Origin of the sequence: Microvirga sp. TS319, assembly GCF_041276405.1 — a bacterium.
Lineage (GTDB): Bacteria > Pseudomonadota > Alphaproteobacteria > Rhizobiales > Beijerinckiaceae > Microvirga.
The window spans coordinates 926,580-946,998 of sequence record NZ_JBGGGT010000002.1 but is presented as its reverse complement, the minus strand read 5'-3'; the positions used below and the strand labels follow the sequence as shown (position 1 = coordinate 946,998).

Genomic DNA, 20,419 nt, shown 5'->3' with positions numbered 1-20,419 from the left:
GAGCGCATCGTTCTTGCGAAAACCCGGGTCCGCTTTTCCGCATGATGCGCCTGTCCCGCCCCATCCGTCTCCGGACAGGGAAATGCCGCGCGGCCCGTCCCGCTCCAAACATCCTATTGATCGGACGAGGAGAGTGGCGGCGGCGGGATGGAGCCCTTGTCGACGGCTCCTCTCGTCCGCCATGCCTGCGCCAGACGGGCCCTCTCGAAGAGGAGCACGACGACCAGCGACATGGCAAAGGGGATCAGCAGATAGAAAAGGCGGAAGATGATGAGCGCCGCGAGCACATCCGCCTTGGGAATGTCGGGCATCGCCGTGAGGAACACCAGTTCGAAAACCCCGAGCCCGCCGGGCGCATGGCTCACCAGCGCCGCTGAAAACGAGGCGAGGAACACGGCGAGCACGACCAGGAAACTCGGCTCGAGATGGGCCGGAAGCACGAAATAGATGATGCCGGCGGCCCCGAGCAGCTCAAGGGGCGCGGCGATCAGCTGGCGTACCATGATGGCCGGACGCGGATATTCCAGCTTGGCCTTGCGGATCACGAGCGGGGGCAGATGCAGGATCGAGCCCGCGACATAAAGGACGACGAAAGCCAGAAGCAGCAGGCCGACGGTCCGGGCGGTCGCCGGATTGGTGAGTGCGGAAGGCAGCAGATCTTCCAGACGATGCAGGAGCGTCGGATCGACGGTCAGCACAAGGCCGCCGAGAAGGATCGTACCGAGACCGAACGTGAAGGAGCAAAGAGCGACGAGAACGGCGATCTGCGGCGCCCCCAGCCCCTTGGAGGTGTAGGCGCGATAGCGCACGACCGCGCCGGAAAACACCGAAGCGCCGATATTGTGGGACAGGGCATAGGTCGTGAAGGACGTAATGGACACGAAAAGCCACGAAATGTGGCGCACCCCGAGGTGAAGGAGCGCGATCCGATCGTACCAAGCCAGGGCAGCATAAGCGACAAGGGTGGACAGACCGGCCAAAGCGTAACGGTGAGACGGCACGGCCGTCAGGCTGCCCCAAACATCGTCGAGGGACATCCCGCGCAATTCACGATACAGAAGCCAGATGGACACGACAACCGCTACGAGCCCAATGACGGGCCAGATGAACTCACGCACTTTCTTCATCGAGACGGTCGTGCTCCTTCGTTCCCTTCTCTGTGCCCCATAATCCCTTCGAACTGCAAGAGGAAACGCCCCTGAAAGTACGGACATAAAGTCCGGTCCGGTCACACGTGCGTCATCGTGTTGGGTCTGCTTTGCCATTGCCCTTCGGCATGACCCGTGACAGAGCGGTGGCTCTTGTGGACGGATACGGAGGCGGCCTCATGACGAACCTGCAGACGGCGCTGAATCTGAGCGGTTACACGGATCTCCCGCCGGGGAAGGTCGCGGCCATCGTCACCTATCTTGAGATGCACTCTCCACCTCCGACTCTTCGTGCGGAAGCTGTGGAAGGCTGGTCGCTCCAGCCTCTCAACACAGACCACGCCCGATACAGAACTTTGTTTCGCAAGATCGGTGAGCCTTGGTTATGGTTCAGCCGCGTGCTGATGCCCGACGAGGAGCTCGCAGGCATTCTCGATGACCCGAAGGTCGAAGCCTATGCATTGCACGACGGCAGGGACGATATCGGACTTCTGGAAATCGACTTCCGTCCGGAGCAGGAAGCCGAATTGGCCTTTCTCGGCGTTGCGCCTGGAGCGATCGGCAAAGGAGCCGGACGTTATCTCCTCAGCGAGGCGGTCCGCAGAGCCTTCGCACGACCGATCGACCGCTTCTTCGTTCACACTTGCAGCCTCGATCACCCGGCCGCCCTCACCTTCTATATGCGCTCGGGCTTCACGCCCTATCGTCGGGCCGTCGAGGTATCGGACGACCCCCGGCTTCAGGGACATCTTCCGCGCGACTGCGCGCCCCAGGTTCCGGTGATCGGCTGAGGCCGAACAGCACAAGGACGCGTCGGGCTGCGACGCGTCCTTGTTCAATGGCGTTCGGAATGGAATGATCAGGCGATGGCCCGCAGGGCACGCGCCTGGCCCATCTGGCTGATGGTCGGATCGAGGGACGAGCGCTCGCCAACGCGCTCCCGATCTTCCAGGCTTTCGGCTCTCTTCAGGTCCTCGAACGCCTCTCCGAGTTCGGCCTTGGCATCGTCGAGCTGGGTGTGAAGGTTCTGAGCCGACATGCGAAGGTTGTCCCGCCGCTGGGCCGCGGCGCGAGCATAGGTCGGATAGGCGAAATGGTTCGGATCGGTGATCCCGGCCTTCTGCTCCTCCGCTGTGATCTCCCGATCAAGATCAGCCGCCATGCGGTCGAACTCGGCGATCATCATCTCGATCTGCGCCACCCTCCGACGTTTCTCGTCGACTTGAAAGCGCTTGAGGCGGATGAGCGTATCCCGCGACTTCATTTTGATTCAACTCCACACGTCGCTGTTTCACGTGCCTGCCGGATCGCTCAGTTATCCGCCGGGCATGAGGCATCATCGGACACGGAAGTTGACTCTTCCTTACCGTCGCGAACGAAAAGCCTTTAGTGGAGAGCGACCTAGCGGGTCATTGGCCGATCCGGGACCGGCAGCGAGGCTTGCGCGGGGCTTGCGTCAACCTTTCGTTTACTGATTTCGTTAACACTGGCCCTGTCACGCCTGAAGCTCGGATAGAGCGGCGGGCACGAGCAAGCGAAACCCTTCGTTTGCAACAATTTCGGATGGAGCGGCGGAGTTCCGTATGGGCACCTTGAATCCACAGGCCGAGCACTTTGGGCGACAGATTGGCAGCGGCATGTCGTTAAGCGCTTGCATGCATGAATCAGGGTTTGTTAACCATTCTGAACTAGCGTCACGAATCAGTGAAAAAGGGCATCCGCCGCAGGCCCGGTGGTGGATGGGGAGCGGCAAGCGACCCGCAAGCTCCAGGGCATGGGCTGGGGAATAGACATGCGCGTACTTCTCATCGAAGACGATAGCGCGACAGCGCAAAGCATCGAGCTGATGCTGAAGTCCGAGAACTTCAATATCTATACGACGGATCTCGGCGAAGAGGGCATCGACCTCGGCAAGCTCTACGACTATGACATCATCCTTCTCGACCTGAACCTTCCCGACATGTCGGGCTATGAGGTCCTGCGCACGCTGCGCGTCGCGAAGGTGAAGACGCCGATTCTGATCCTTTCCGGCATGGCTGGCATCGAAGACAAGGTGAAGGGTCTCGGCTTCGGTGCCGACGATTATCTGACGAAGCCTTTCCACAAGGACGAGATGGTCGCCCGCATTCACGCCATCGTGCGCCGCTCGAAGGGCCATGCACAGTCGGTGATCACCACGGGAGATCTCGTCGTGAATCTCGACACCAAGACGGTCGAGGTCAGCGGTGCCCGGGTGCATCTGACAGGCAAGGAATACCAGATGCTCGAGCTGCTCTCGCTGCGCAAGGGCACGACGCTCACCAAGGAGATGTTCCTGAACCATCTCTATGGCGGCATGGACGAACCGGAGCTGAAAATCATCGACGTCTTCATCTGCAAGCTGCGCAAGAAGCTCGCGAATGCATCGCAGGGCAAGAACTATATCGAGACCGTCTGGGGTCGTGGCTATGTGCTGCGCGAACCGAACGAGGCCGAGGAGCGCATCGCGATCTGAGTGAAGTGTCAGACAACCGAGGAAGCCCGGCGTTTGCCGGGCTTTTTATTGGCTGACCTGTGAGGTCCACGAGAGCATCGGACGTGAAAAGTGGGAGCCGGTTTCTCGGAGCAAGCGATGCGCTGTTCTCTAGTAGGAGCATCGAGTTGGCCCCGAAAGGGCAAATCCACTTTTCACGTCCGATGCTCTAAAAGCGCATAAGAACTACCCCACAGGCGATCAACGATCCGGCCATGATCCGGCTGGGACCGACGCGTTCCTTCAGGAAGACGATCCCGATCAACAGCGCCATCAGAACACTCGTCTCGCGCAGCGCGGCGACCAGAGGAATGGGCGCTTTCGTAAAGGCCCAGATCACAACCCAGTAGGATGCAAGCGACATTGCTCCCGCAGCAAGGCCGCTGCGCCAGAAGGGTCGGGTCTTGATGAAGGCTCCAGGACCGCGGGTTGCCCACGCATAGGTACAAGTCAGGATTCCGTCGATGAGCGTCGACACAAGAATGAACCCCGATGCGGTTTCCGAGAGGCGCGCACCGATGCCGTCGACCAGCGTATAGGAAGCGGTGCAACAGGCGGTCAGGAGCGCGAATGCGAACGCCTTCGGCGGCATCCGGCCGCTCACTCCGCTCCCGAGCGACATGAGACCGACTCCGAGTCCTATGGAAGCGATGGCCAGCAGCTTAGGAAAAGACATCGCTTCACCGATGAACATCGTGCTGATAAGCGCGACGATGAGCGGCGCGGTGCCGCGCGCGAGAGGATAGACCTGGGAAAGATCTCCATGCTCGTAAGCGCTGATGAGCGACAGCTTGTATCCGGTATGAATGACGGCGGATGCAAGAATCCAAGGCCACGCAGCCGCGGCAGGCGATGCAAAGAACGGGAGAAGAATGACGCTGAGGCCGATCTGCGCCAGGACGATCAGCAGGAGGGACGAGAATCGGTCGAGACCAACCTTGATGATGGCGTTCCAACCTGCATGCAGGCAGGCTGCAGAGAGGACGGCGGCAAAAACGACGGGCTCCATATTATTCCCCAGGCTGTACGAGCCGGCACGGAGAGATCGTCTGCTGGCCGCGATGCGCCCTTGTTCCACGGAACCAAGTGATTGATAATCGATATGATCGATCAGAGATTGTTCCTTTTCCTCACATGAGCCGGCGCCGCCTTCCCTCTCTCAACGCCCTCGCGGCCTTCGAAGCCGCCGCCCGCCTGGGCCGCATGACGCTTGCGGCGGAAGAGTTGTCGGTGACCCATGGCGCCGTCAGCAAGCAGGTCAGGAATCTCGAAGAGATCCTCGGCGTACGGCTCTTCGAGGGCCCGAAGAACTCCCTGCGCGTGACGGATGCCGGAAGGACGCTGCTGTCCCATTTGACCGTCGGCCTCGATCATATCGAGGCAGGCGTGCGGGCTGTCGCCGATGAAGAGAACGGCGTCCTGGATGTCTCCTGCACGGGCACGTTCAGCATGCGCTGGCTCATCCCTCGGCTCCATCGCTTTCAGGACAAGTATCCTGGCGTGGAGGTGCGGCTGTCCGCTTCCTATGCACCGGTTGACTTTGCGCGGGAGCGCTATGAGATCGCCGTTCGCCTGGCCGATTCTCCGTTGCCGCCGGAGGTGCCGCTCACGACGCTCTTCCCGGAATATGTCGGGCCTGTCCTCTCGCCTGTGCTCGCAAAGCGCCTCCACCTTAAGGAACCGCAGGACCTCGAGAGCGCCCCGATCCTTCATACGGTCACGCGGCGCAGTGCATGGCACGACTGGTTCGATCGGGCAGGATGGCTCAGGTCATCCAACCTCGCGGGAACCGACTACGAACACTTTTATTACATGCTCGAGGCCGCAACGGCGGGACTCGGTGTATGCATCGCGCCGTGGCAGCTCGTGATCGACGACATCCGGGCGCAACGGCTACTGGCGCCGTTCGGTTTTATTCCCAGCGGCATGAACTATATCGCCGTCCAACGCCCCCGGAGGAACCGGAAGGCGCAGGCCTTCTGCTCATGGCTTGCCGAGGAGGCGTCGAGGACGCCTATGCCGTCCTCGATGTGATCGTCACCTCATCGCCCTCGATGCTGAACGCGATGCTCATGTTGGACGCTCGCGCCACCATGCCGGCATAATAGATCTGGATGCCGTGAGCATCCACCGTGCCGCTCTCCGAGTCGCCCGCGAGCAGATCCTGCGAATGGGCGGGAATGCGCGCATTGAGGCCCTTGGCCCTGATCGAGAACTCGCAACTCTCCGCATCGCCCGTCACCGCCACGGCGATGGAGCCGCCGCGCGGAATCGCCGTGATGGCGATCATGATCAGGTTGAGGAGAAGCTTGACCCTGTTCTTCGGGAACAGAAGGCGCGGCGAGGCCCACGAGAAGCTGATCTTGTCGTCGAGGAACAGGCCCCGCGCGACTTGCTCGGCATCGCCGAGGTCGATGGAGGCCCCGGCGGAGCCGGCCGCGCCGAAGGCGAGACGCGCGAACTGAAGGCGGGCGGAGGCCTGACGGGCGCTTTTCTGGATCAGATCGAGAGCGAACTCGCGCATCGAGGTGTCGTTGTCATCCTCCAGGACCTCGAGCCCGTTGACGATCGCGCCCACCGGCGAAATCACGTCGTGGCAGACGCGCGAGCAAAGGAGGGCGGCGAGATCGAGCGAATCAAGAGAGATGGTGGCCATTAGGGCTCCGGAAGACCGTAAGTTCAACGCTGGACTCATGAAATTCTGAGTTTCAGGTTTCACGACTACAGACGAAGAGAGAAGAGAATGTGAACCGGGATACCCGGCTATGAGTTCTTTGGAAAGCAGGTAAAAGAGATCGACAGGTCTTCCGAGAACAGGCACAAATCCATCATGCGGCTCGATGTCTCTCAACCCGACGAAATCGCCCTGAGGCTTGCCCCCATAGCCGCAGAGGCTGCCCACCTCCTCCGCGGCATGGAGAATGCGCTGATCGAAAAGCGCGTCAAGCCCGACGGAAGCCCGACGACAGCGGCCGACCTGGCCGCCGAAGAGATGATCATCCGCCGTCTGCACGAAGCCTGGCCCCATGTGCCGGTGGTTGCGGAGGAGACGGCCAGCACGGCCCATGCGGAGGATGTCTTCTTCCTGGTGGATCCGCTCGACGGCACGGGCGACTTCATTCGCGGCACGGGCGAGTACAGCGTCAACATCGCGATGATCCGAAAGAACCGCCCGCTGGCTGCCGCCGTGGCGGCCCCGGCCCTGGGCGCCATCTGGATCGCAGGCACAAAGGCGCGGACGAGCGCCATGCCGGAACAGGACCAGGCGACCTTCGACTGGCGCGACATCAGGGTCAGGAGCGCCCCCGACGAGGGCCTTGTCGCCCTCGTGAGCCGCCGGCACGGCGACATCGCCACGGAGGCGTGCCTGTCCACGCTCTCCATCGGCACAAGGCGCATGACGTCCTCTGCGCTCAAGTTCTGCCTCATCGCCTCGGGTGAGGCCGACATCTATGTGCGCTGTGGGGCGACGATGGAATGGGATACGGCAGCGGGCGACCATGTTCTCTGCTGCGCCGGGGGCAGTGTCGTCGGCCCCGGCGGCGCACCTCTGACCTATGGGCATGAGGAGCGCGGCTATCTCAATGGCCCCTTCGCCGCCCTGGGCGATGTCTCCCTCGCGCCCAAGCTGGATCTTCCGGCAGCGGTGGCCTGAGAACCTCCGCCCCGGGACCTGCGGCACCAAAGCACCGCTTATACAGAGATTGTTAGGGTTGATGCCCGTAAAGTCAGGGTTCGATAGAAGCCGTCCGATCGAAAGGGTCGGATCGTCCCCTGTCTTGTACGAGGAGATAGCCCATGCGCTCCCGATTTTCATTGGCTGCTGCGGCGGCTTTGGCCGGCCTTGTCGGCGCTTTTCCCCTTCAGGCTGCGGCCCAGAACGTGCAGCGCGCCTATGCGACCAATCCGGGTGGGCCGAACTCATTCAATTCCAACGAACTGGTCGAGTCCGGCCATTCGTTCTTCGGCTCGGCCTCCCGGGGCCTTGCGACGGCCCTTGAGGAAGCCGTGCGCCGGTGGGGTGAACCCAACGGGTATATTCTCGGTCAGGAGGCCTCCGGAGCCCTCATTGGCGGTCTTCGCTATGGCGAGGGCAAGCTGTTCACGCGCAATGCAGGCCAGCGCAAGATCTTCTGGCAGGGGCCGTCGGTCGGCTTCGACTTCGGCGGCGAAGGCGCCCGGACCATGATGCTCGTCTACAACATGCCGTTCACGGACGCCCTCTATAAGCGCTTCGTGGGCATCGACGGCTCCGCGTATTTCCTCGGCGGCTTCGGCGTGACGGCTCTGGCGGCAGACGAAATGATCGTGGTTCCGATCCGCACCGGCGTCGGCGCGCGGCTCGGCGTCAATATGGGCTACCTGAAATTCACGCCGGAGCCGACCTGGAATCCCTTCTAGAGCCCCCTCACCTGCAGTGAACACGGCCCCCTACCGAGAATAAAGAGATGATTCCACCTCAGTGGAAACAGCTCTAAGAGCGATGCGCATACCGGACCAGCTTCCAGACCGGTGGAAATGGTTCAAAGATGCACTACAACCGGCAAGCTGGGGCTGACCTCTCTGGAAAGCCGCGCAGGCACAAGGCAAGGTGCTTGAGCGTTACCGGTCAGGTCTCGTTACCGGTTAGGTCTCTTGGAGTTGGCGTCCGCGTGGTTGAAACCATCATGATTTTCGCGCTGGGGTTTGTGGCTGCAACCCTCATCGCACTCCTCATCATTCCCGCCATCAATTCCCGTGCGGAGCGCCTTGCGCGCCGCAGGGCCGAGGCGCTGTTTCCCATGTCGATCTCCGAATTGACGGCGGAGAAGGATCATCTTCGCGCCGAATTTGCGGTGCTCCAGCGCAAGATCGAGCGCAGGGCCGAAGAGGCTCTCGCGGCCAAGCACGAAAGCATGGAAGAGCTGGGCCGTCGCGCCGTGCGCATCGAGGCCCTTGAGAGCACTCTCACCCAGCGCGACGCGACGATCGTGCAACTCGAGACGGCTCTCGCACAAGCGCAGACACAGCTCGCGGCCATCGAGGACGAGCTGGGCCAGACGCGCACCTTCCTTTCCAGCACCCGCGAGACCCTCACGGCTCTCGAAAATGCTCACCGGGCGACCCTGGACGAGCTCTCCAATACCCGCATGGAGCTCGATCTCGTCCAGGGCGAGCGCTCCAAGCTCACAACCGAGCTGCTTCATGCGCAGGAAAAGCTCGTTCAGCTGGAATCCGGATACGGCGATGCCGATCAGCGCCTGACGGCGGCCCTCACCGAGATCGATGCCAAGCGCATCGCAATCTCGGACCTCGAAACGCGCCTGATGACGCAGACGGCGCGCGGCAACGACTTCGAGCGTGCGCTCAACGAGCGTCACACGGAACTCTCGGACGAACGCAAGCGCCTCGCCGACCTCGCCCGTGACCTGGCCGCCGAACAGGAGCGGGGCTTGATTCTGGAGCAACGCATTCGTGAGATCGGAGCGGAGCGCGACGAGGCGCAGGCCCGCCTTGCCAACCAGGAAATCCCCGGCAAGGGAGATGAAGAGCTGCGCCGTCAGATCAGCGAAGTCGCCGCAAAGGTGATGAACGCCAATGGCGGCGCGTCGCGCCGTAGCGGCAATGGCCGCAACAACAGACGGCGCAGCAAGTCGGCGGGAAAGCAGAGCCAGCCCGGTCCTGCCGCATCCTGAGCCTTATTTGGGTTGGATCTGCTGATTGCCGCCCGGGCTGCCCGGCGGCGGAATGACTGGCGTCGTGCCAGGATTCGGCACTGGCGCAGGCACGGTCATATCGGGCGTCCCAGTTTCCGGCGGGCGAATGACCCCGTTGGACTGCTCGAGCTTGTCGCTCAAGGTCGAGCCGGTCGATGGCGGATCCTGTGGCGTCACCGACTTCGGTGGCTCCACCTTCTCAGGAGGCATTTGCTGCAGCGGCGGCATGTTCGGCGCCCGCTGGTTCAGGACATCGGGATTTTGGGCCATGGCGGCCGTCACTCCGCCCGCCAGGGCCACGGATAGAACCAGAATTCGCTTCATGGATCGCTCCTTTCGAGAGGCAACGGGCGATCCTCATCACGGTTCCGCTTTAGAGCATCGGACGCGGGAGGTAGGAACCGGGTTTGCGCGAAAAGATGCTCAAGATCAAAACGTTAACGCGTCGGGCGTGAGTTCGAACTCACGGCCCACGCTGTTGTTATTCGGCAGTCATGCGCGGGGCTGTGGCCATCCTGATATAGATCTCGCGCAGCTTCTTCGTGATCGGACCGGGCCTCCCGTCGCCTATCGTGTGTCCATCGATGGAAACGATGGGGAGCACGAAACTGGATGCGCTCGTCATGAAAGCCTCCGCGGCCTCATAGGCCTCCTCGACCGTGAACAATCGCTCCTCGAGTTCGATTCCCGCATCTTTCGACAGAGCCAGAAGCGCCTTGCGGGTGATGCCCGGCAGAATGGCGTTCGACAGCGGACGCACGACGATTCGGCCCTCTCTGGTGATGATGAAGCCGCTCGAGGAGCCGCCCTCCGTCACGAACCCGTCCTCCACCATCCAGGCCTCCTGAGCTCCTGCTTCCTTGGCGGCCTGTTTGGCGAGAACCTGGGCGAGCAGGTTCACCGATTTGATGTCGCGGCGCTTCCAGCGCAGGTCCGGCACGGTGATCACGGCGATCCCCGTCGCGGCCGCGGGCGCATTCACGATAGGCTTCGCCTGCGTGAACATGGCAACGCCAGGAGAAGCGTTCTCAGGGAAAGTGAAATCCCGCTCGGCCACACCCCGGGTCACCTGGAAATAGATGAATCCCTCCGTCATGCCATTGCGGCGGGCGAGTTCCTCCTCGAGATGCGTCCACTCCGCCCGGCTGTAGGGGTTCGGGATGCGCACCTCGCGAAGCGAGCGCTCCAGGCGTTCGAGATGCGCCTCGTTGTCGACAAGGCGCCCCTCCAGCACGCCGACCCCTTCATAGACGCCGTCCCCGAAGAGGAAACCTCGATCCATGAAGGGCACTTTTGCCTCCTCCAGCGGGAGGAACGAGCCGTTCAGGAAGACGATGCGGGACATGGTTACCTCGAAGGATGGACGTCTTGAGCAAGCTTGGCTGATAGGCAGAGCGGTCTGCCGACCTATATGAGCTGGCAAACAGCACAGCCTTAGGTACTCTCTCGATGAAATCGGCGCCATCCCTCATTTCAGCGGCCCTCCTGCTCTTGCTCGCTTCACCGGCCCTTGCTTCGCAGGCGGCGCTGGGATGGTTCAAGAGCCAGGGATATGTGGGGCCCGAGGGCACCAGGATCATCGCCTGTCACGGCTACGGCTGCTCGCGACGTCAGGCGGTCTCCGTGGACGGGGCCTGGCTCGGTCGGGCAACCGCACTCCTCAGGGCCGCCAGGGCCACCCCTTCCGCAGAGCGGAACGCCCTCGCCCAGGTGGTGAGCTCCTACACGGCCTATCTTGCGTCTTCGATCGGCGGCAAGCCGGACCTTCCCGGCTCGCCCGCCCAGATGTCAGGCGTACACGGTCAAATGGACTGCCTGGATGAGACCGCCAATACGACGAGCTTGCTGATCGTCCTGGAAACCAAGGGCTTACTGGCCCATCATCAGGTCGAGCGGCCGGAATCGCGGGGGTTCTTTCTGGATGGGCGCTACCCGCACTTCTCCGCGGTCATCGTAGAAAAGGGAAGCGGGCAGGAATGGGCGGTCGATCCATGGAGGCGAGCGCCCGGCCAGAGGCCGGAAATCCTGCCTCTCGCTCAATGGCGGCAGAATTCCTGACTATCCTAGCGCATCGTGCGAAAAAGTGGATCCGGTTTTTCGCACGATGCGCTGTTCTATAGTGGAAGCATCGAATTGATCCCAAAAATGGTTTCCACTTTTGGGTCCGATGCTCTAGCCCGAAGACTTACTTCAGGTGCTGCGCGAGGTGCTTGTTCATCTCGAACATGGTCACCTTGGGCTTGCCGAAGATCGGCTGCAGCTTGTCATCGGCGAGGATCTCGCGCTTGTTCTCGGGATTCTGCAGATTGTTCTTCTTGATGTAGTCCCACATCTTGCTCACCACCTCGCCGCGCGGCAGCGGGTTCGAGCCCACGATGGCGGCCAGCTCCTTGGACGGCTGCAGAGGCTTCTGAAGGGCATTAGGCTTGGAACCAGCAGCCGGCTTGGCAGCAGCCTTCTTAGCTCCGGCTTTTCCGTCTGTCGTCTTGGTCGGCATGTATTCCTCCGGGAGTAGAGTGGGAAAGCTCGTCGGCAGCCTTGTATCACGGTGCCGAAAGCCTATTGACCTTCCCTGGGTCGGATAGTCCGGAGACTGTTTTCAAGACCTCAGTCCCCGATGGAAGGCCAATTCGCGCAGAGCTTATGTCTGCTCCGCGCCTTCAGCAAGATAGAGTTCAGGAATTTAGGCTGTTTTCGGAAAAGGAAGGATTCTCGCCGATTCCTGGGAGCGAGGAGGCTCATTCCCATGACCGGAGTATCGCCGGGACCGCTCGGCCGCCGAATGGACGTGAGAGACGATAGCCTCGTTCGGGCACGGCTTAGCCAGAAAGGCCGCTCCCAGAGGCAGATCACCCTCGGCCGGCCAGCGGCGGCCCGACATGATGAGGATCTCGGCTTTCGGCCAGGATTCATGCACCTTTTGGGCAAGTTCGAACCCGTTGCAGCCATTTGGCATGTCGACATCCGTGAGCAGAACGTCGATCTCGAGGCCTGCTTCCAGGAGAACGAGCGCTTCCGTTGAATTCGCAGCCTCGGCCACCTTGAACCCGGAATCCTCCAGGAGTTCGGCGACAAACAGGCGGATAAGAGGTTCGTCTTCGACCAAAAGAACTGTGGATGGGGACTCGGGCATCAGGCACTCGGCGGACGGCACAATGTCTCAGAACGCCCGAGCCGCCGAGTTGTTCCACGGAGAAGGACGGCCGCCTCGCGGCTCCCAACCGGGTTCTTACCCGGCCATCGGGAGAAATCCTGTCACATGACGGGCCAACCCCTCGGACGCAACATTCTTCAGTTTCGCCTCCACCTCGAAGTCCGTCCACCTGAGATGGCGCGCGACGAGATCGTTGACGGCCAGGTTCCACATGAGGTCCGAGTGGCCGCGCAAGTCTCTCGGCTTGATCCCGGCCCGAATGAGCATCCCATAGTCTGGAAGCGCATGAATGTCGTGCTCCGCCAGCAGAGGCTCCCGGGATACGCTGACATGGCTGAGCGGCCGGACGCCGCGCCAGGAGGCAAGGATGACCCTGATCCTGGGATCGTCAGGCTCGATATATTCGCCCTCTGTCTTGATCCAGTGATGGTGCAGATCGAGCACGAGCGGCACCACGTCTGCCAGCGGCAGCAGATCGTCGAGGCCGAAACTGACCTCATCGTTCTCTATGGTAATGAGGTTGCGTGCGGTTTCCGACAAACGCCGCAACCCTTCCCGGACTCCCTCGGCTCCGACCGCCTTCGCTCCACCATGAATGTTGATATGCGCACCGTCAGGGTGCCATCCCTCGCCGTATCCTAAATGGCGCATCACGTCGGCATGATACTCGAACTCGGCCACACCGTTGGTGACGGCGGATGAATTGGCGGAAGCGATCACACAGAACTGGCTGGGATGCATGCTGAGGCGCACGCCATGCACCCGAGCATTCTGTCCGGCTGATGCGAGCTTGCGTTCGATCAGGTCCCTCAAATCAGGGTCCTCGTAGAACCGGCGGCAGCTCGGATGCGTATAGCCGGGCAAAAGATCGCTCGAAAGGCGATGGAGGCGTTCCAGCGCGGGACGGGCGGCTACATGTTCGATCTGCCGTGTGATTGCATCCAGATTATGGGAGACGACGGAAGCGATCTTGTCGTATGCCGCCTTCGGTTCGAGCCGCGCGAGATAAGTCATCGTGACCGTCGTCGTATTCATCCGGCGCGCATCGGCCGCATTACGGCTTTCGGGTACGAACTTGCAGCAGAAGCCTAGTCTCGGAGCGGACATGATTGGGGCAGAATCTCAAATGGTGGGCTCATGTCTCACGCGATTAGCATGAATAAGCACGCGAAGAAGTACTGCTGATCGATTGCAGAATGGTGCGCTCTTCGAAGGGCTTCGGGATGAAGTCGACCCGACAAAGAGACGAGGGCAAATCGCCGGGTTGAGATGCGGAAACGAAAGCGAATGGGATATCGCGCTCGGCAAGCGCTGACGCCACCCCGAAACTCTTGCCTCCCACCACGTCTATATCGAGAAGCGCATAGTCGAACCCATCATCGAGGTGTTCATAGGTCTCAGCAAGCGAAGTGAAAACACCGACAACTTCATGCCCGTCATCTTCCAGGATGGCCTGAAGGTCGGAGGCGATAAAGGGATCATCTTCCAAAACCAGGATACGCACACGAACACTCCGCCAAAAATCGATCGATCGCTGTTGAGACCCCGCCTTCCCCATTCATGACAAGCTTCTTCCAGCCTTTGTCAGCAACGGCTTTACGAAGATCCGGGTTCCAGCTCTGCCGGAATCTCCGCCGCTTTCGGCAATTATGGTAAATTCTACGGTCTGGTGCATCGTTTGAGCGGACCCGAAGGGCCGCTGACGCGATACGCTTCTCTAAGAAGGGAGCATCGGATCGAATCCCAAAAGTGGATTCTGCTTTTCACGTCCGATGCCTTAGGACTTGAAACGAGGCCGTTGCCGCACCAAATCAGCGTCAACCTGGCGGCGCATTGTCTGCCAGATACGGTCACGATGCCGAAATGATGACGCCGGATGTACGCGCATTGTTTCGCCGTGGCCGTTGCTTTTTCAGCGCTTCTTGTCCCTTGAGATCACGTCGAAGAAAAAGCGCCGGCGTGAAGCCGGCGCTTTTGCGCTTGGAGCGTCTTACGAAAAGGCGACTCGGACTATTCGCACGAGGCCCTTTTCTCATGAATTGAGCATCGAACCGGTCAGCAGAGAGCAGGTCCACTTTCCATGTTCGATGCCCTGAGGTCGATTGCCGTTAATGCCGGTTCGCGCCTCGGTCGCCTGAACCGAATTCGCTCTCATGGCGGCTGAACTGCGCTTCATCGCCGGTGAAGTTTTCTTCCACATATTCCCGGCCGCGTTCGGCTGCCTCGCGAGCATAGCGAAGACCCTGATTGCGAACCTCATCGGCCCACTCGCCGAAGACTTCGTTCTCGCGCCGCGTGCGCGGCAGCAGGGCGCCGAGCAGAAGTCCGGCTGCGAGGCCCACCAAGCCCACGACCATCGGGTTCTCGGAAACGTAGTCCTGCATGCTGCCCCGGGCATTACCGAAAGCCTTTGCCGACCGGCCGCCCATATGGCGGACGCGGCGACGCTGCCCCTCATAGGCATCCGAGGCCCATCCAGCCGCCCGCTCATAGGTATCCTGTGCCCATTCGGAAGCGCCTTCATAGGCATCGCCGGCGCGATCTCGCATGTCGCTCGCCATTTGCTGAGCCTTGTCGGTCATCGACGCGCCTTGGTCCTGTGCATTTTGCTGCTGCGTTTGGGATGCGCCTTTTCCCTCTTCGCTCCGGTTTCCGCCGAGGGGATGAGAGGTGTGGGACGCGAGCGTCGCGCTCTGTGCACCCTTCTTGTCGTCCTGAGCATGAGGCATCGGGGCTTCGCCGATATTGCCGACCGACGTACCGGCGGAAATCTTTCCGGATCCCGTGTCAGCCTGCGATTCCATGGGCGACTTGCCGCCTTCGTTCTTCGTATTGACCATGAGAAGCTCCTATTCCGTTGTCAAATGCGGGAGTTCGTCGTTCTGCGACGGTCGAACATGCCGTCCGTCTGCTCCAGCGGAGCAGCTCCCGAGCCATAGAGACGCAGGTCGTCCGGTTCTCCCGTGAGATCCTGCTCGGTGATGAAATCCTCGTCCGCCGCGATCAGCCTAGTCGGGCGCCGCTGCGCGGGCCGCCCCAAGCGGAAGGCCAGCAGACCCAGCCCGGCAGCGATCAGCATCACCGGCACCGGGTTGCGCCGCACGGTTTCAAGAACCCTATCGTAGAGCGGACCGTATTGGCTCGTGCGAGCCGTGCCGAGCATGTCGTCAACCACTCCCGAAACGGTCATCTTGCTCTGGAGTTGATCGATTGTGCGGTCGAGTTGCGCACGGCTTTGCTCGATGTCCTTCTCCAGCTCCTGAAGGCTCTGTGTCATCCTGCACCTCTTTCGGAGAGAACTTCCGCATCACGCTTGAGCGAACGCACAGTCCTTTGAGGGGTGAGCGCCGAGGCCGACATGGCATGGCGGCCATAGAGGCCGAGACCGATCGCAATGACGGCCAGTATTCCGCCGACGATGAGAGCCGCCAGCGCCTCCGAATGCACGACCGTTGCCAGCCATTTGACCAGCGAATCCGTCAGGAGCATGACCGCGGCGATCGCGAAGATCGCCGCGACAACCACCAGTGCCATTCCGATGAAGAGAGTTCGAATGTTCTGGGATATTTCAGTGCGGAACAGCGTGAATTCCTTCTGCGCGAGATCGGTTGACTCGCGCAGGGCCTCACCGACGAGGCCTTGTATGGTTTGATTGGTATTGCCCTGCATGAGCGCCTCCGTTCATGCCCCGGCCCTAGCGTCTTGACGCTGTGCCGGTTGGGACCTGTTGCGACGTGGCGACGACACGCTCGGGTTCATGCGCTCCTCACGCAGGTCCTCGGCCGTGCTCTTGAGGAAACGAGCCGCCAGGAAGCCGACCGCGACCGATACGGCGGCCACGGTCGCCGGACGACGTCGAACCACGTCCTCGAAATCGTTGAAGATGTCCGCAAAGCTGCGGTCACGGATCGAATCCGCCAGCTGCTCCAGGCCGTCAGCCGCGCTATCGACGACGGCGCGAATATTCGGCCGCTCTTCGAAGGAGTGAGTGGATTCACGCAAGGACGTCGCGAAATCCGCAACCGACTGCGCCACGTCATCTTTGCGGCGGCCCGCATAGTCAGTCGCTTGCTCACGCGCCGAGTCGATGAAATCGCGGCCGCGCTCGACGGCGGCGCCTGCCATGTCGCCCACATCGCCCTTGAGGGCATCCCAATCGTCGCCGCCGCTATCCTGCTGCCTGTTTCCGTTCTGCTGTCCCACGCCCATGGTCAACCTCTCTCAATCGTGGGGGAGTAACCATCAGAAGCGCGGCAGGTTCCGCAGGGCACAAGGCTCTTTCGCCCAAAATGTCATCCCTGTCAGGGAGTTCGGGCCCAATGCTTCATTCGAAGAGCGGGCACCCGCCCCGCCCTCCGCCAAAGTTCGTCGAAGCGGGACCGCAGGTAATCATCCAGCGAGGGGCCTGGAGCGGCTCAGGCCCTCAGCGCGGCGAGGCAAGCAATCGACGAGATCCGCCACCCTCCTTGCGGATCTCGTCGTCTTTCAGGCGCAGGAAGCCACGGACGAGGCGGTCGCCGTGCGGGCTGATCAGAACCTCGGCCATAACACGGCCGGCTGCAGCATCACTTGCTGGGAAGCCGTGGCAACCGGCGAAGAAAAGCTCGATGCTGACATCCAGGATACCTGCGATCTGAAGCTGGCGACTTGCCCCGATCCGATTGGCTCTCTTTCCGTATTTCTGGATCTGCTGAAACGTGAGTCCCAAGGCTTCCGCCAGCTTTTCCCGACTCATGCCGAGCATGGCCCGTCTGGCGCGCAGCCGATTGCCGATATGCCTGTCCACCGGACTGGGTCATTTCTGCCGCAACCGCCTCTCCTGCCGACGCTGTCATGGCTCAGACCTATAATCCCCTTTCATAACCAGTGGTAGTGCCTTTATTATATACACCTACTGATGGAAACGCCATTGGGGGAACCGGTGCCACATCAATGCTATGCTCATGCGACAGAGGCCTTTGACTTCATTGGAAGCATTGAAAACCTTACGTCTTCCGAAGACATCATGACTGCAATCGCGAAGTCGTTCGCAATATTCGGCTTCGAGAATTTCATTATTACGGGCTTGCCCAACCCAAGAGAACGCTTCGAGAAAGTTGTTATACTGAAGAAATGGCCCATAGGGTGGTTCGACATTTACGCGAAAGAGGATTATGTTCGCGCCGATCCGGTCATCCGTCTGTGCAGAAACACCGTACAACCCTTTGAATGGTCTGAGGCCCCGTACAATCGGGACAGAGAGCCCCGCGCAGCCGAGGTGATGCACCGGGCCAGGGATTTCAGAATGCCGGATGGCTTCTGCCTGCCGATTCACGGCATCAGCGGTTACGAGGCCTGCTTCTCCATGAGCGGCGTCGATCTCGACCTGCCTCCGCGAGCGAAGCCCGCCCTCCACCTCATGTCCATGTATGCCTTCGAACGGGTCCGGCAAATTCTCGATCCCCTCCCCTGCCGCAAAGTGGACCTCCTGACCCCGCGGGAGCGCGAGGCTCTCGTGTGGGCTGCGGCAGGCAAATCGGCGGCCGACACCGGCGACATCCTCGGAATCACCGAACGTACGGTGACGGCCCATATCGTCAGCGCCTGCCAGAAGCTGGAAGCCACCAACAAAACCCAAGCCGTCGCCAGAGCCTTACAGTACAAATTGATTCAGGTCTGATCCAATACCTGTAATTTTCTACAATACCACTCACCAATATTTTGAGCGAAATGTCATTCCGTTCACAGAGGGATGACGTCAGTGACCCATGTTCACGTGATTACACACAACAATAGAAAACTATACGCCGACAGTATCCAGCAGTTTTACCGCCTTCGGCACCAGATCTTCGTGGAAGAGCGCGGCTGGAACAGATTGAGGAGACCGGACGGGCTGGAGGTCGATGCCTATGACAACGAAAATGCCATCTATCTCCTTGCCATCGATGCAAACCGCGTCGTGGGCGGGCAGCGGCTTTATCCGACCCTGTTGCCTCACATGATCAGCGAGGTCTTTCCTCATATGGCCCAGCGCAGCATTCCACGGGCCGCAGATGCCCTGGAATGGACTCGCTACTTCGTCGTGAAGGAGCGGCGCACCGGTCGGACGGATTGCCGCCTTCTGGCCGCGATGCAGGAATTCTGCCTTGAAGAGGATATCAGCGAGGTGACCGCTGTCGTCGAGATGTGGTGGCTGCCGCGCTGGCACCAGGCCAGCTTCAAAGTCCGCCCGCTGGGATTGCCCCAGATCATCGAAGGGGAGCCCTGCATTGCAGCCGCTATCGAGATTTCCGCGGCAAGCCTCGAGCATGTTCGAAAGCTCGCCGGGTTACGCGGGCCGTCCCTTGTCCGGCATGGCATGCCCACTCCTTCAGCCCGTCAGGTGCCCCATGTCGCTGCCTGACGATGAGCTCCCCCTTTCCTCTTTCGTGCAGGAGGAGATGATCGATGGAATCCGGGAGAACTTTTGCCGGCTGCTCGATCTGCTGCCACCGGTCGCGCGCCTGAGGTTTCTGGCATTTCTGCACCTGGTGGAACAGCCCGGCACCATGGCGGCAACCCTCGAGATCCAACCATCCGGAACTCTGCGATTGACCCTCGACACGGCCATCGCCCCTTGCCGCAAGCATAGGCACTGACGCGTCATCCATTTATCCCATGAAACAAGCCCCGCCGAAAGGCGGGGCTTTATCACGACCTCAGCTTCAGGCAGCTTTGGTATTGACGCGCGCCTCAGCCAGCTTTGTCAGCAGCGCATCCGTCTTCTTCTCTTCCTCTAGATTCTGGTCGAGCAGTTTGACGGCGTCGTTCATACCCAGTTCCTGAGCCCAGGCTTTCAGAGAGCCATATCGCGTGATCTCATAATGCTCGACGGCTTGAGCCGCCGCCAGGATGCCAGCGTCGAGAGCCTCACTGTCGGCAAAGTCCTCCATGACCTCTTTGCCTTCCTCGATAATGCCGTTAATGGCCTCGCACTGCACGCCGCGGGCGGCTTTCCCCAGAATCTCGAAGACCCGCTCGAGGCGCTCGATCTGCCCTTCGGTCTCGTCGCGGTGGGTTTCGAATGCCTGCTTGAGCTCCTCGGATTCAGCATTCTTGGCCATTTTCGGCAATGCTTTCAGGATCTGCTTCTCGGCATAGTAGACGTCCTTCAGAGTGTGAAGGAACAGGTCGTTCAAAGTCTTTTCCTTGGCAGCCATCGGTTCACTCCATGTTGGCAAGCGTGGACTCAACGACGGCCAAGTTTTCCGGTTCCGCGCGATCCGGTTCGCGGAACAACACAGATCCACGTTGCGTTCGCCCCCCTGCTATTCAAGGAGAATTAACGTGGCGAATATCACCTCGGCAGGAACTGGAGCCCTCATGAACGGAGAGCCGAACCTCAGCACGATGGAGCGTGGCATCTATATGCTTGCCGGGCTAGGCCTTGCCGCCGCGGCCGCCAAGCCACGGCCCAATCCGCTGTTGAACGTCCTGGCGCTTGCAGGAGGCTCCTACCTGGCGTGGCGGGGGTATGTCGGCAATTGCCCCATCAAGGCGGCCCTGACGGGCTCCCACGACGCAGCCTGATCTCGATCAGCGATAAAAAATGGGCCGCACTGTTATGGTGCGGCCCATTGTTCGCGCGGCATGCGGATCAATAGGTCGTCGTCGAACGTCGACCGACGATGAGGCCATAGATGAAGAGCACGATAACGGCTCCGACGATGGCACCGATAAAGTTTGCCCCGTCATTGGGCCCGTACCAGCCGATGGCTCGTCCGAGATAGGTAGCCACGACAGCACCGATGATGCCGAGGATCGTGGTCATGATGAAACCGGAGGGCTCGTTCCGGCCCGGCATGATCCATTTGGCGATGAGGCCGGCCACGAAGCCGATGATGATGGTCCAGATAATGGTCATGGTTTGATCCCTGAGTGGGTTGCCTTC

General features: G+C 60.8%; 28 protein-coding genes. 11 read left to right on the top strand and 17 right to left on the bottom strand.

Annotated elements, in window-relative coordinates; translation table 11 throughout:
- Positions 1 to 113 precede the first annotated feature (113 nt).
- Positions 114 to 1,127, bottom strand: a complete 1,014-nt coding sequence (locus AB8841_RS13860) for a lysylphosphatidylglycerol synthase domain-containing protein (RefSeq protein ID WP_370436418.1) — start codon at positions 1,125 to 1,127, stop codon at positions 114 to 116.
- A 200-nt stretch (positions 1,128 to 1,327) separates the two neighbouring features.
- On the opposite strand from AB8841_RS13860, the gene AB8841_RS13855 reads away from it, so the two are divergent.
- Entirely contained in the window at positions 1,328 to 1,939 is a 612-nt protein-coding gene (locus AB8841_RS13855; protein WP_370436417.1) for a GNAT family N-acetyltransferase, read from the top strand.
- 68 nt (positions 1,940 to 2,007) lie between these two features.
- On the opposite strand, the gene AB8841_RS13850 is transcribed toward AB8841_RS13855, so the two are convergent.
- Complete coding sequence (locus AB8841_RS13850) at positions 2,008 to 2,412, bottom strand: flagellar export protein FliJ (protein WP_370436416.1); 405 nt, start codon at positions 2,410 to 2,412, stop codon at positions 2,008 to 2,010.
- A gap of 528 nt (positions 2,413 to 2,940) precedes the next feature.
- Between AB8841_RS13850 and ctrA the strand changes: the two genes are divergently transcribed.
- Positions 2,941 to 3,642 (top strand): response regulator transcription factor CtrA, encoded by a 702-nt coding sequence (gene ctrA / locus AB8841_RS13845; protein WP_370436415.1) that lies wholly within the window; start codon positions 2,941 to 2,943, stop codon positions 3,640 to 3,642.
- Between the two features lie 187 nt (positions 3,643 to 3,829).
- Here the strand turns inward: ctrA and AB8841_RS13840 are convergent, their stop codons facing one another.
- Entirely contained in the window at positions 3,830 to 4,669 is an 840-nt protein-coding gene (locus AB8841_RS13840) for an EamA family transporter (protein WP_370436414.1), read from the bottom strand.
- A 125-nt stretch (positions 4,670 to 4,794) separates the two neighbouring features.
- Here AB8841_RS13840 and AB8841_RS13835 point away from each other — a divergent pair, with 125 nt between their 5' ends.
- Positions 4,795 to 5,694, top strand: a complete 900-nt coding sequence (locus AB8841_RS13835) for a LysR family transcriptional regulator (protein WP_370436413.1) — start codon at positions 4,795 to 4,797, stop codon at positions 5,692 to 5,694.
- Here AB8841_RS13835 and chpT read toward each other — a convergent pair.
- Positions 5,675 to 6,316 carry a histidine phosphotransferase ChpT gene (gene chpT, locus AB8841_RS13830; protein WP_370436412.1) on the bottom strand — a complete coding sequence of 214 codons (642 nt, stop codon included), beginning with the start codon at positions 6,314 to 6,316 and terminating at the stop codon, positions 5,675 to 5,677. The genes AB8841_RS13835 and chpT overlap by 20 nt on opposite strands.
- Before the next feature lie 174 nt (positions 6,317 to 6,490).
- Here chpT and AB8841_RS13825 point away from each other — a divergent pair, with 174 nt between their 5' ends.
- From AB8841_RS13825 to AB8841_RS13815, 3 genes are all read left to right on the top strand, one after another.
- The gene (locus AB8841_RS13825) at positions 6,491 to 7,315 is read left to right on the top strand and encodes a 3'(2'),5'-bisphosphate nucleotidase CysQ (protein ID WP_370436411.1); all 825 of its coding nucleotides are present in this window, start codon (positions 6,491 to 6,493) and stop codon (positions 7,313 to 7,315) included.
- 143 nt (positions 7,316 to 7,458) lie between these two features.
- Entirely contained in the window at positions 7,459 to 8,061 is a 603-nt protein-coding gene (locus AB8841_RS13820; protein ID WP_370436410.1) for a DUF1134 domain-containing protein, read from the top strand.
- Between the two features lie 251 nt (positions 8,062 to 8,312).
- On the top strand, positions 8,313 to 9,335 hold the full coding sequence (locus AB8841_RS13815; RefSeq protein WP_370436409.1) for a hypothetical protein: 1,023 nt from the start codon (positions 8,313 to 8,315) through the stop codon (positions 9,333 to 9,335).
- Positions 9,336 to 9,338: 3 nt separating this feature from the next.
- Here the strand turns inward: AB8841_RS13815 and AB8841_RS13810 are convergent, their stop codons facing one another.
- A complete protein-coding gene (locus tag AB8841_RS13810; RefSeq protein ID WP_370436408.1) occupies positions 9,339 to 9,680 on the bottom strand; it encodes a hypothetical protein in 342 nt (113 codons plus the stop codon).
- Positions 9,681 to 9,837: 157 nt separating this feature from the next.
- Positions 9,838 to 10,701 carry a D-amino-acid transaminase gene (locus AB8841_RS13805; RefSeq protein WP_370436407.1) on the bottom strand — a complete coding sequence of 288 codons (864 nt, stop codon included), beginning with the start codon at positions 10,699 to 10,701 and terminating at the stop codon, positions 9,838 to 9,840.
- A 104-nt stretch (positions 10,702 to 10,805) separates the two neighbouring features.
- Here AB8841_RS13805 and AB8841_RS13800 point away from each other — a divergent pair, with 104 nt between their 5' ends.
- Complete coding sequence (locus AB8841_RS13800) at positions 10,806 to 11,414, top strand: hypothetical protein (protein WP_370436406.1); 609 nt, start codon at positions 10,806 to 10,808, stop codon at positions 11,412 to 11,414.
- Between the two features lie 127 nt (positions 11,415 to 11,541).
- On the opposite strand, the gene AB8841_RS13795 is transcribed toward AB8841_RS13800, so the two are convergent.
- The 9 genes from AB8841_RS13795 to AB8841_RS13755 all read right to left on the bottom strand — a co-directional run bounded on the left by AB8841_RS13795 (position 11,542) and on the right by AB8841_RS13755 (position 17,254).
- Positions 11,542 to 11,853 (bottom strand): SWIB/MDM2 domain-containing protein, encoded by a 312-nt coding sequence (locus tag AB8841_RS13795; RefSeq protein ID WP_160884290.1) that lies wholly within the window; start codon positions 11,851 to 11,853, stop codon positions 11,542 to 11,544.
- A gap of 186 nt (positions 11,854 to 12,039) precedes the next feature.
- Positions 12,040 to 12,489, bottom strand: coding sequence for a response regulator (locus AB8841_RS13790; RefSeq protein ID WP_370436405.1), 450 nt, complete (start codon positions 12,487 to 12,489; stop codon positions 12,040 to 12,042).
- A 96-nt stretch (positions 12,490 to 12,585) separates the two neighbouring features.
- On the bottom strand, positions 12,586 to 13,617 hold the full coding sequence (locus tag AB8841_RS13785) for a UV damage endonuclease UvsE (RefSeq protein ID WP_370436404.1): 1,032 nt from the start codon (positions 13,615 to 13,617) through the stop codon (positions 12,586 to 12,588).
- Between the two features lie 43 nt (positions 13,618 to 13,660).
- Positions 13,661 to 14,014 carry a response regulator gene (locus AB8841_RS13780; protein WP_370436403.1) on the bottom strand — a complete coding sequence of 118 codons (354 nt, stop codon included), beginning with the start codon at positions 14,012 to 14,014 and terminating at the stop codon, positions 13,661 to 13,663.
- Positions 14,015 to 14,618: 604 nt separating this feature from the next.
- Positions 14,619 to 15,350, bottom strand: coding sequence for a hypothetical protein (locus AB8841_RS13775; protein WP_370436402.1), 732 nt, complete (start codon positions 15,348 to 15,350; stop codon positions 14,619 to 14,621).
- Positions 15,351 to 15,370: 20 nt separating this feature from the next.
- A complete protein-coding gene (locus AB8841_RS13770) occupies positions 15,371 to 15,787 on the bottom strand; it encodes a DUF3618 domain-containing protein (RefSeq protein ID WP_370436401.1) in 417 nt (138 codons plus the stop codon).
- Positions 15,784 to 16,179, bottom strand: coding sequence for a phage holin family protein (locus AB8841_RS13765; RefSeq protein ID WP_370436400.1), 396 nt, complete (start codon positions 16,177 to 16,179; stop codon positions 15,784 to 15,786). The genes AB8841_RS13770 and AB8841_RS13765 overlap by 4 nt, the downstream gene beginning before the upstream one ends.
- Before the next feature lie 12 nt (positions 16,180 to 16,191).
- Positions 16,192 to 16,719: a hypothetical protein gene (locus AB8841_RS13760; RefSeq protein ID WP_370436399.1), complete on the bottom strand. Its 528-nt coding sequence runs from the start codon at positions 16,717 to 16,719 to the stop codon at positions 16,192 to 16,194.
- A gap of 214 nt (positions 16,720 to 16,933) precedes the next feature.
- Positions 16,934 to 17,254: a helix-turn-helix domain-containing protein gene (locus tag AB8841_RS13755; RefSeq protein ID WP_370436398.1), complete on the bottom strand. Its 321-nt coding sequence runs from the start codon at positions 17,252 to 17,254 to the stop codon at positions 16,934 to 16,936.
- A 153-nt stretch (positions 17,255 to 17,407) separates the two neighbouring features.
- Here AB8841_RS13755 and AB8841_RS13750 point away from each other — a divergent pair, with 153 nt between their 5' ends.
- From AB8841_RS13750 to AB8841_RS13740, 3 genes are all read left to right on the top strand, one after another.
- Complete coding sequence (locus tag AB8841_RS13750; protein ID WP_370436397.1) at positions 17,408 to 18,169, top strand: LuxR family transcriptional regulator; 762 nt, start codon at positions 17,408 to 17,410, stop codon at positions 18,167 to 18,169.
- Positions 18,170 to 18,250: 81 nt separating this feature from the next.
- On the top strand, positions 18,251 to 18,892 hold the full coding sequence (locus tag AB8841_RS13745) for an acyl-homoserine-lactone synthase (RefSeq protein WP_370436396.1): 642 nt from the start codon (positions 18,251 to 18,253) through the stop codon (positions 18,890 to 18,892).
- Between the two features lie 37 nt (positions 18,893 to 18,929).
- A complete protein-coding gene (locus AB8841_RS13740; RefSeq protein ID WP_370436395.1) occupies positions 18,930 to 19,127 on the top strand; it encodes a hypothetical protein in 198 nt (65 codons plus the stop codon).
- Positions 19,128 to 19,193: 66 nt separating this feature from the next.
- Here AB8841_RS13740 and AB8841_RS13735 read toward each other — a convergent pair whose 3' ends face one another.
- The gene (locus AB8841_RS13735) at positions 19,194 to 19,688 is read right to left on the bottom strand and encodes a ferritin-like domain-containing protein (protein ID WP_370436394.1); all 495 of its coding nucleotides are present in this window, start codon (positions 19,686 to 19,688) and stop codon (positions 19,194 to 19,196) included.
- A gap of 127 nt (positions 19,689 to 19,815) precedes the next feature.
- Between AB8841_RS13735 and AB8841_RS13730 the strand changes: the two genes are divergently transcribed.
- The gene (locus tag AB8841_RS13730; protein ID WP_370436393.1) at positions 19,816 to 20,058 is read left to right on the top strand and encodes a YgaP-like transmembrane domain; all 243 of its coding nucleotides are present in this window, start codon (positions 19,816 to 19,818) and stop codon (positions 20,056 to 20,058) included.
- 67 nt (positions 20,059 to 20,125) lie between these two features.
- Here AB8841_RS13730 and AB8841_RS13725 read toward each other — a convergent pair whose 3' ends face one another.
- On the bottom strand, positions 20,126 to 20,392 hold the full coding sequence (locus tag AB8841_RS13725) for a GlsB/YeaQ/YmgE family stress response membrane protein (protein WP_370436392.1): 267 nt from the start codon (positions 20,390 to 20,392) through the stop codon (positions 20,126 to 20,128).
- Positions 20,393 to 20,419 lie beyond the last annotated feature (27 nt).

Bases quoted from the DNA above. Each gene is read 5' to 3' on its own strand.
- AB8841_RS13740 (WP_370436395.1), top strand. From the start codon at position 18,930: ATGATCGATGGAATCCGGGAGAACTTTTGCCGGCTGCTCGATCTGCTG.
- AB8841_RS13820 (WP_370436410.1), top strand. From the start codon at position 7,459: ATGCGCTCCCGATTTTCATTGGCTGCTGCGGCGGCTTTGGCCGGCCTT.
- AB8841_RS13810 (WP_370436408.1), bottom strand. From the start codon at position 9,680: ATGAAGCGAATTCTGGTTCTATCCGTGGCCCTGGCGGGCGGAGTGACG.
- AB8841_RS13750 (WP_370436397.1), top strand. From the start codon at position 17,408: ATGGAAACGCCATTGGGGGAACCGGTGCCACATCAATGCTATGCTCAT.
- AB8841_RS13795 (WP_160884290.1), bottom strand. From the start codon at position 11,853: ATGCCGACCAAGACGACAGACGGAAAAGCCGGAGCTAAGAAGGCTGCT.
- ctrA (WP_370436415.1), top strand. From the start codon at position 2,941: ATGCGCGTACTTCTCATCGAAGACGATAGCGCGACAGCGCAAAGCATC.
- AB8841_RS13850 (WP_370436416.1), bottom strand. From the start codon at position 2,412: ATGAAGTCGCGGGATACGCTCATCCGCCTCAAGCGCTTTCAAGTCGAC.
- AB8841_RS13760 (WP_370436399.1), bottom strand. From the start codon at position 16,719: ATGGGCGTGGGACAGCAGAACGGAAACAGGCAGCAGGATAGCGGCGGC.
- AB8841_RS13860 (WP_370436418.1), bottom strand. From the start codon at position 1,127: ATGAAGAAAGTGCGTGAGTTCATCTGGCCCGTCATTGGGCTCGTAGCG.
- chpT (WP_370436412.1), bottom strand. From the start codon at position 6,316: ATGGCCACCATCTCTCTTGATTCGCTCGATCTCGCCGCCCTCCTTTGC.
- AB8841_RS13790 (WP_370436405.1), bottom strand. From the start codon at position 12,489: ATGCCCGAGTCCCCATCCACAGTTCTTTTGGTCGAAGACGAACCTCTT.
- AB8841_RS13725 (WP_370436392.1), bottom strand. From the start codon at position 20,392: ATGACCATTATCTGGACCATCATCATCGGCTTCGTGGCCGGCCTCATC.
- AB8841_RS13775 (WP_370436402.1), bottom strand. From the start codon at position 15,350: ATGGTCAATACGAAGAACGAAGGCGGCAAGTCGCCCATGGAATCGCAG.
- AB8841_RS13855 (WP_370436417.1), top strand. From the start codon at position 1,328: ATGACGAACCTGCAGACGGCGCTGAATCTGAGCGGTTACACGGATCTC.
- AB8841_RS13840 (WP_370436414.1), bottom strand. From the start codon at position 4,669: ATGGAGCCCGTCGTTTTTGCCGCCGTCCTCTCTGCAGCCTGCCTGCAT.
- AB8841_RS13805 (WP_370436407.1), bottom strand. From the start codon at position 10,701: ATGTCCCGCATCGTCTTCCTGAACGGCTCGTTCCTCCCGCTGGAGGAG.
- AB8841_RS13755 (WP_370436398.1), bottom strand. From the start codon at position 17,254: ATGCTCGGCATGAGTCGGGAAAAGCTGGCGGAAGCCTTGGGACTCACG.
- AB8841_RS13785 (WP_370436404.1), bottom strand. From the start codon at position 13,617: ATGTCCGCTCCGAGACTAGGCTTCTGCTGCAAGTTCGTACCCGAAAGC.
- AB8841_RS13735 (WP_370436394.1), bottom strand. From the start codon at position 19,688: ATGGCTGCCAAGGAAAAGACTTTGAACGACCTGTTCCTTCACACTCTG.
- AB8841_RS13835 (WP_370436413.1), top strand. From the start codon at position 4,795: ATGAGCCGGCGCCGCCTTCCCTCTCTCAACGCCCTCGCGGCCTTCGAA.
- AB8841_RS13825 (WP_370436411.1), top strand. From the start codon at position 6,491: ATGCGGCTCGATGTCTCTCAACCCGACGAAATCGCCCTGAGGCTTGCC.
- AB8841_RS13765 (WP_370436400.1), bottom strand. From the start codon at position 16,179: ATGCAGGGCAATACCAATCAAACCATACAAGGCCTCGTCGGTGAGGCC.
- AB8841_RS13770 (WP_370436401.1), bottom strand. From the start codon at position 15,787: ATGACACAGAGCCTTCAGGAGCTGGAGAAGGACATCGAGCAAAGCCGT.
- AB8841_RS13800 (WP_370436406.1), top strand. From the start codon at position 10,806: ATGAAATCGGCGCCATCCCTCATTTCAGCGGCCCTCCTGCTCTTGCTC.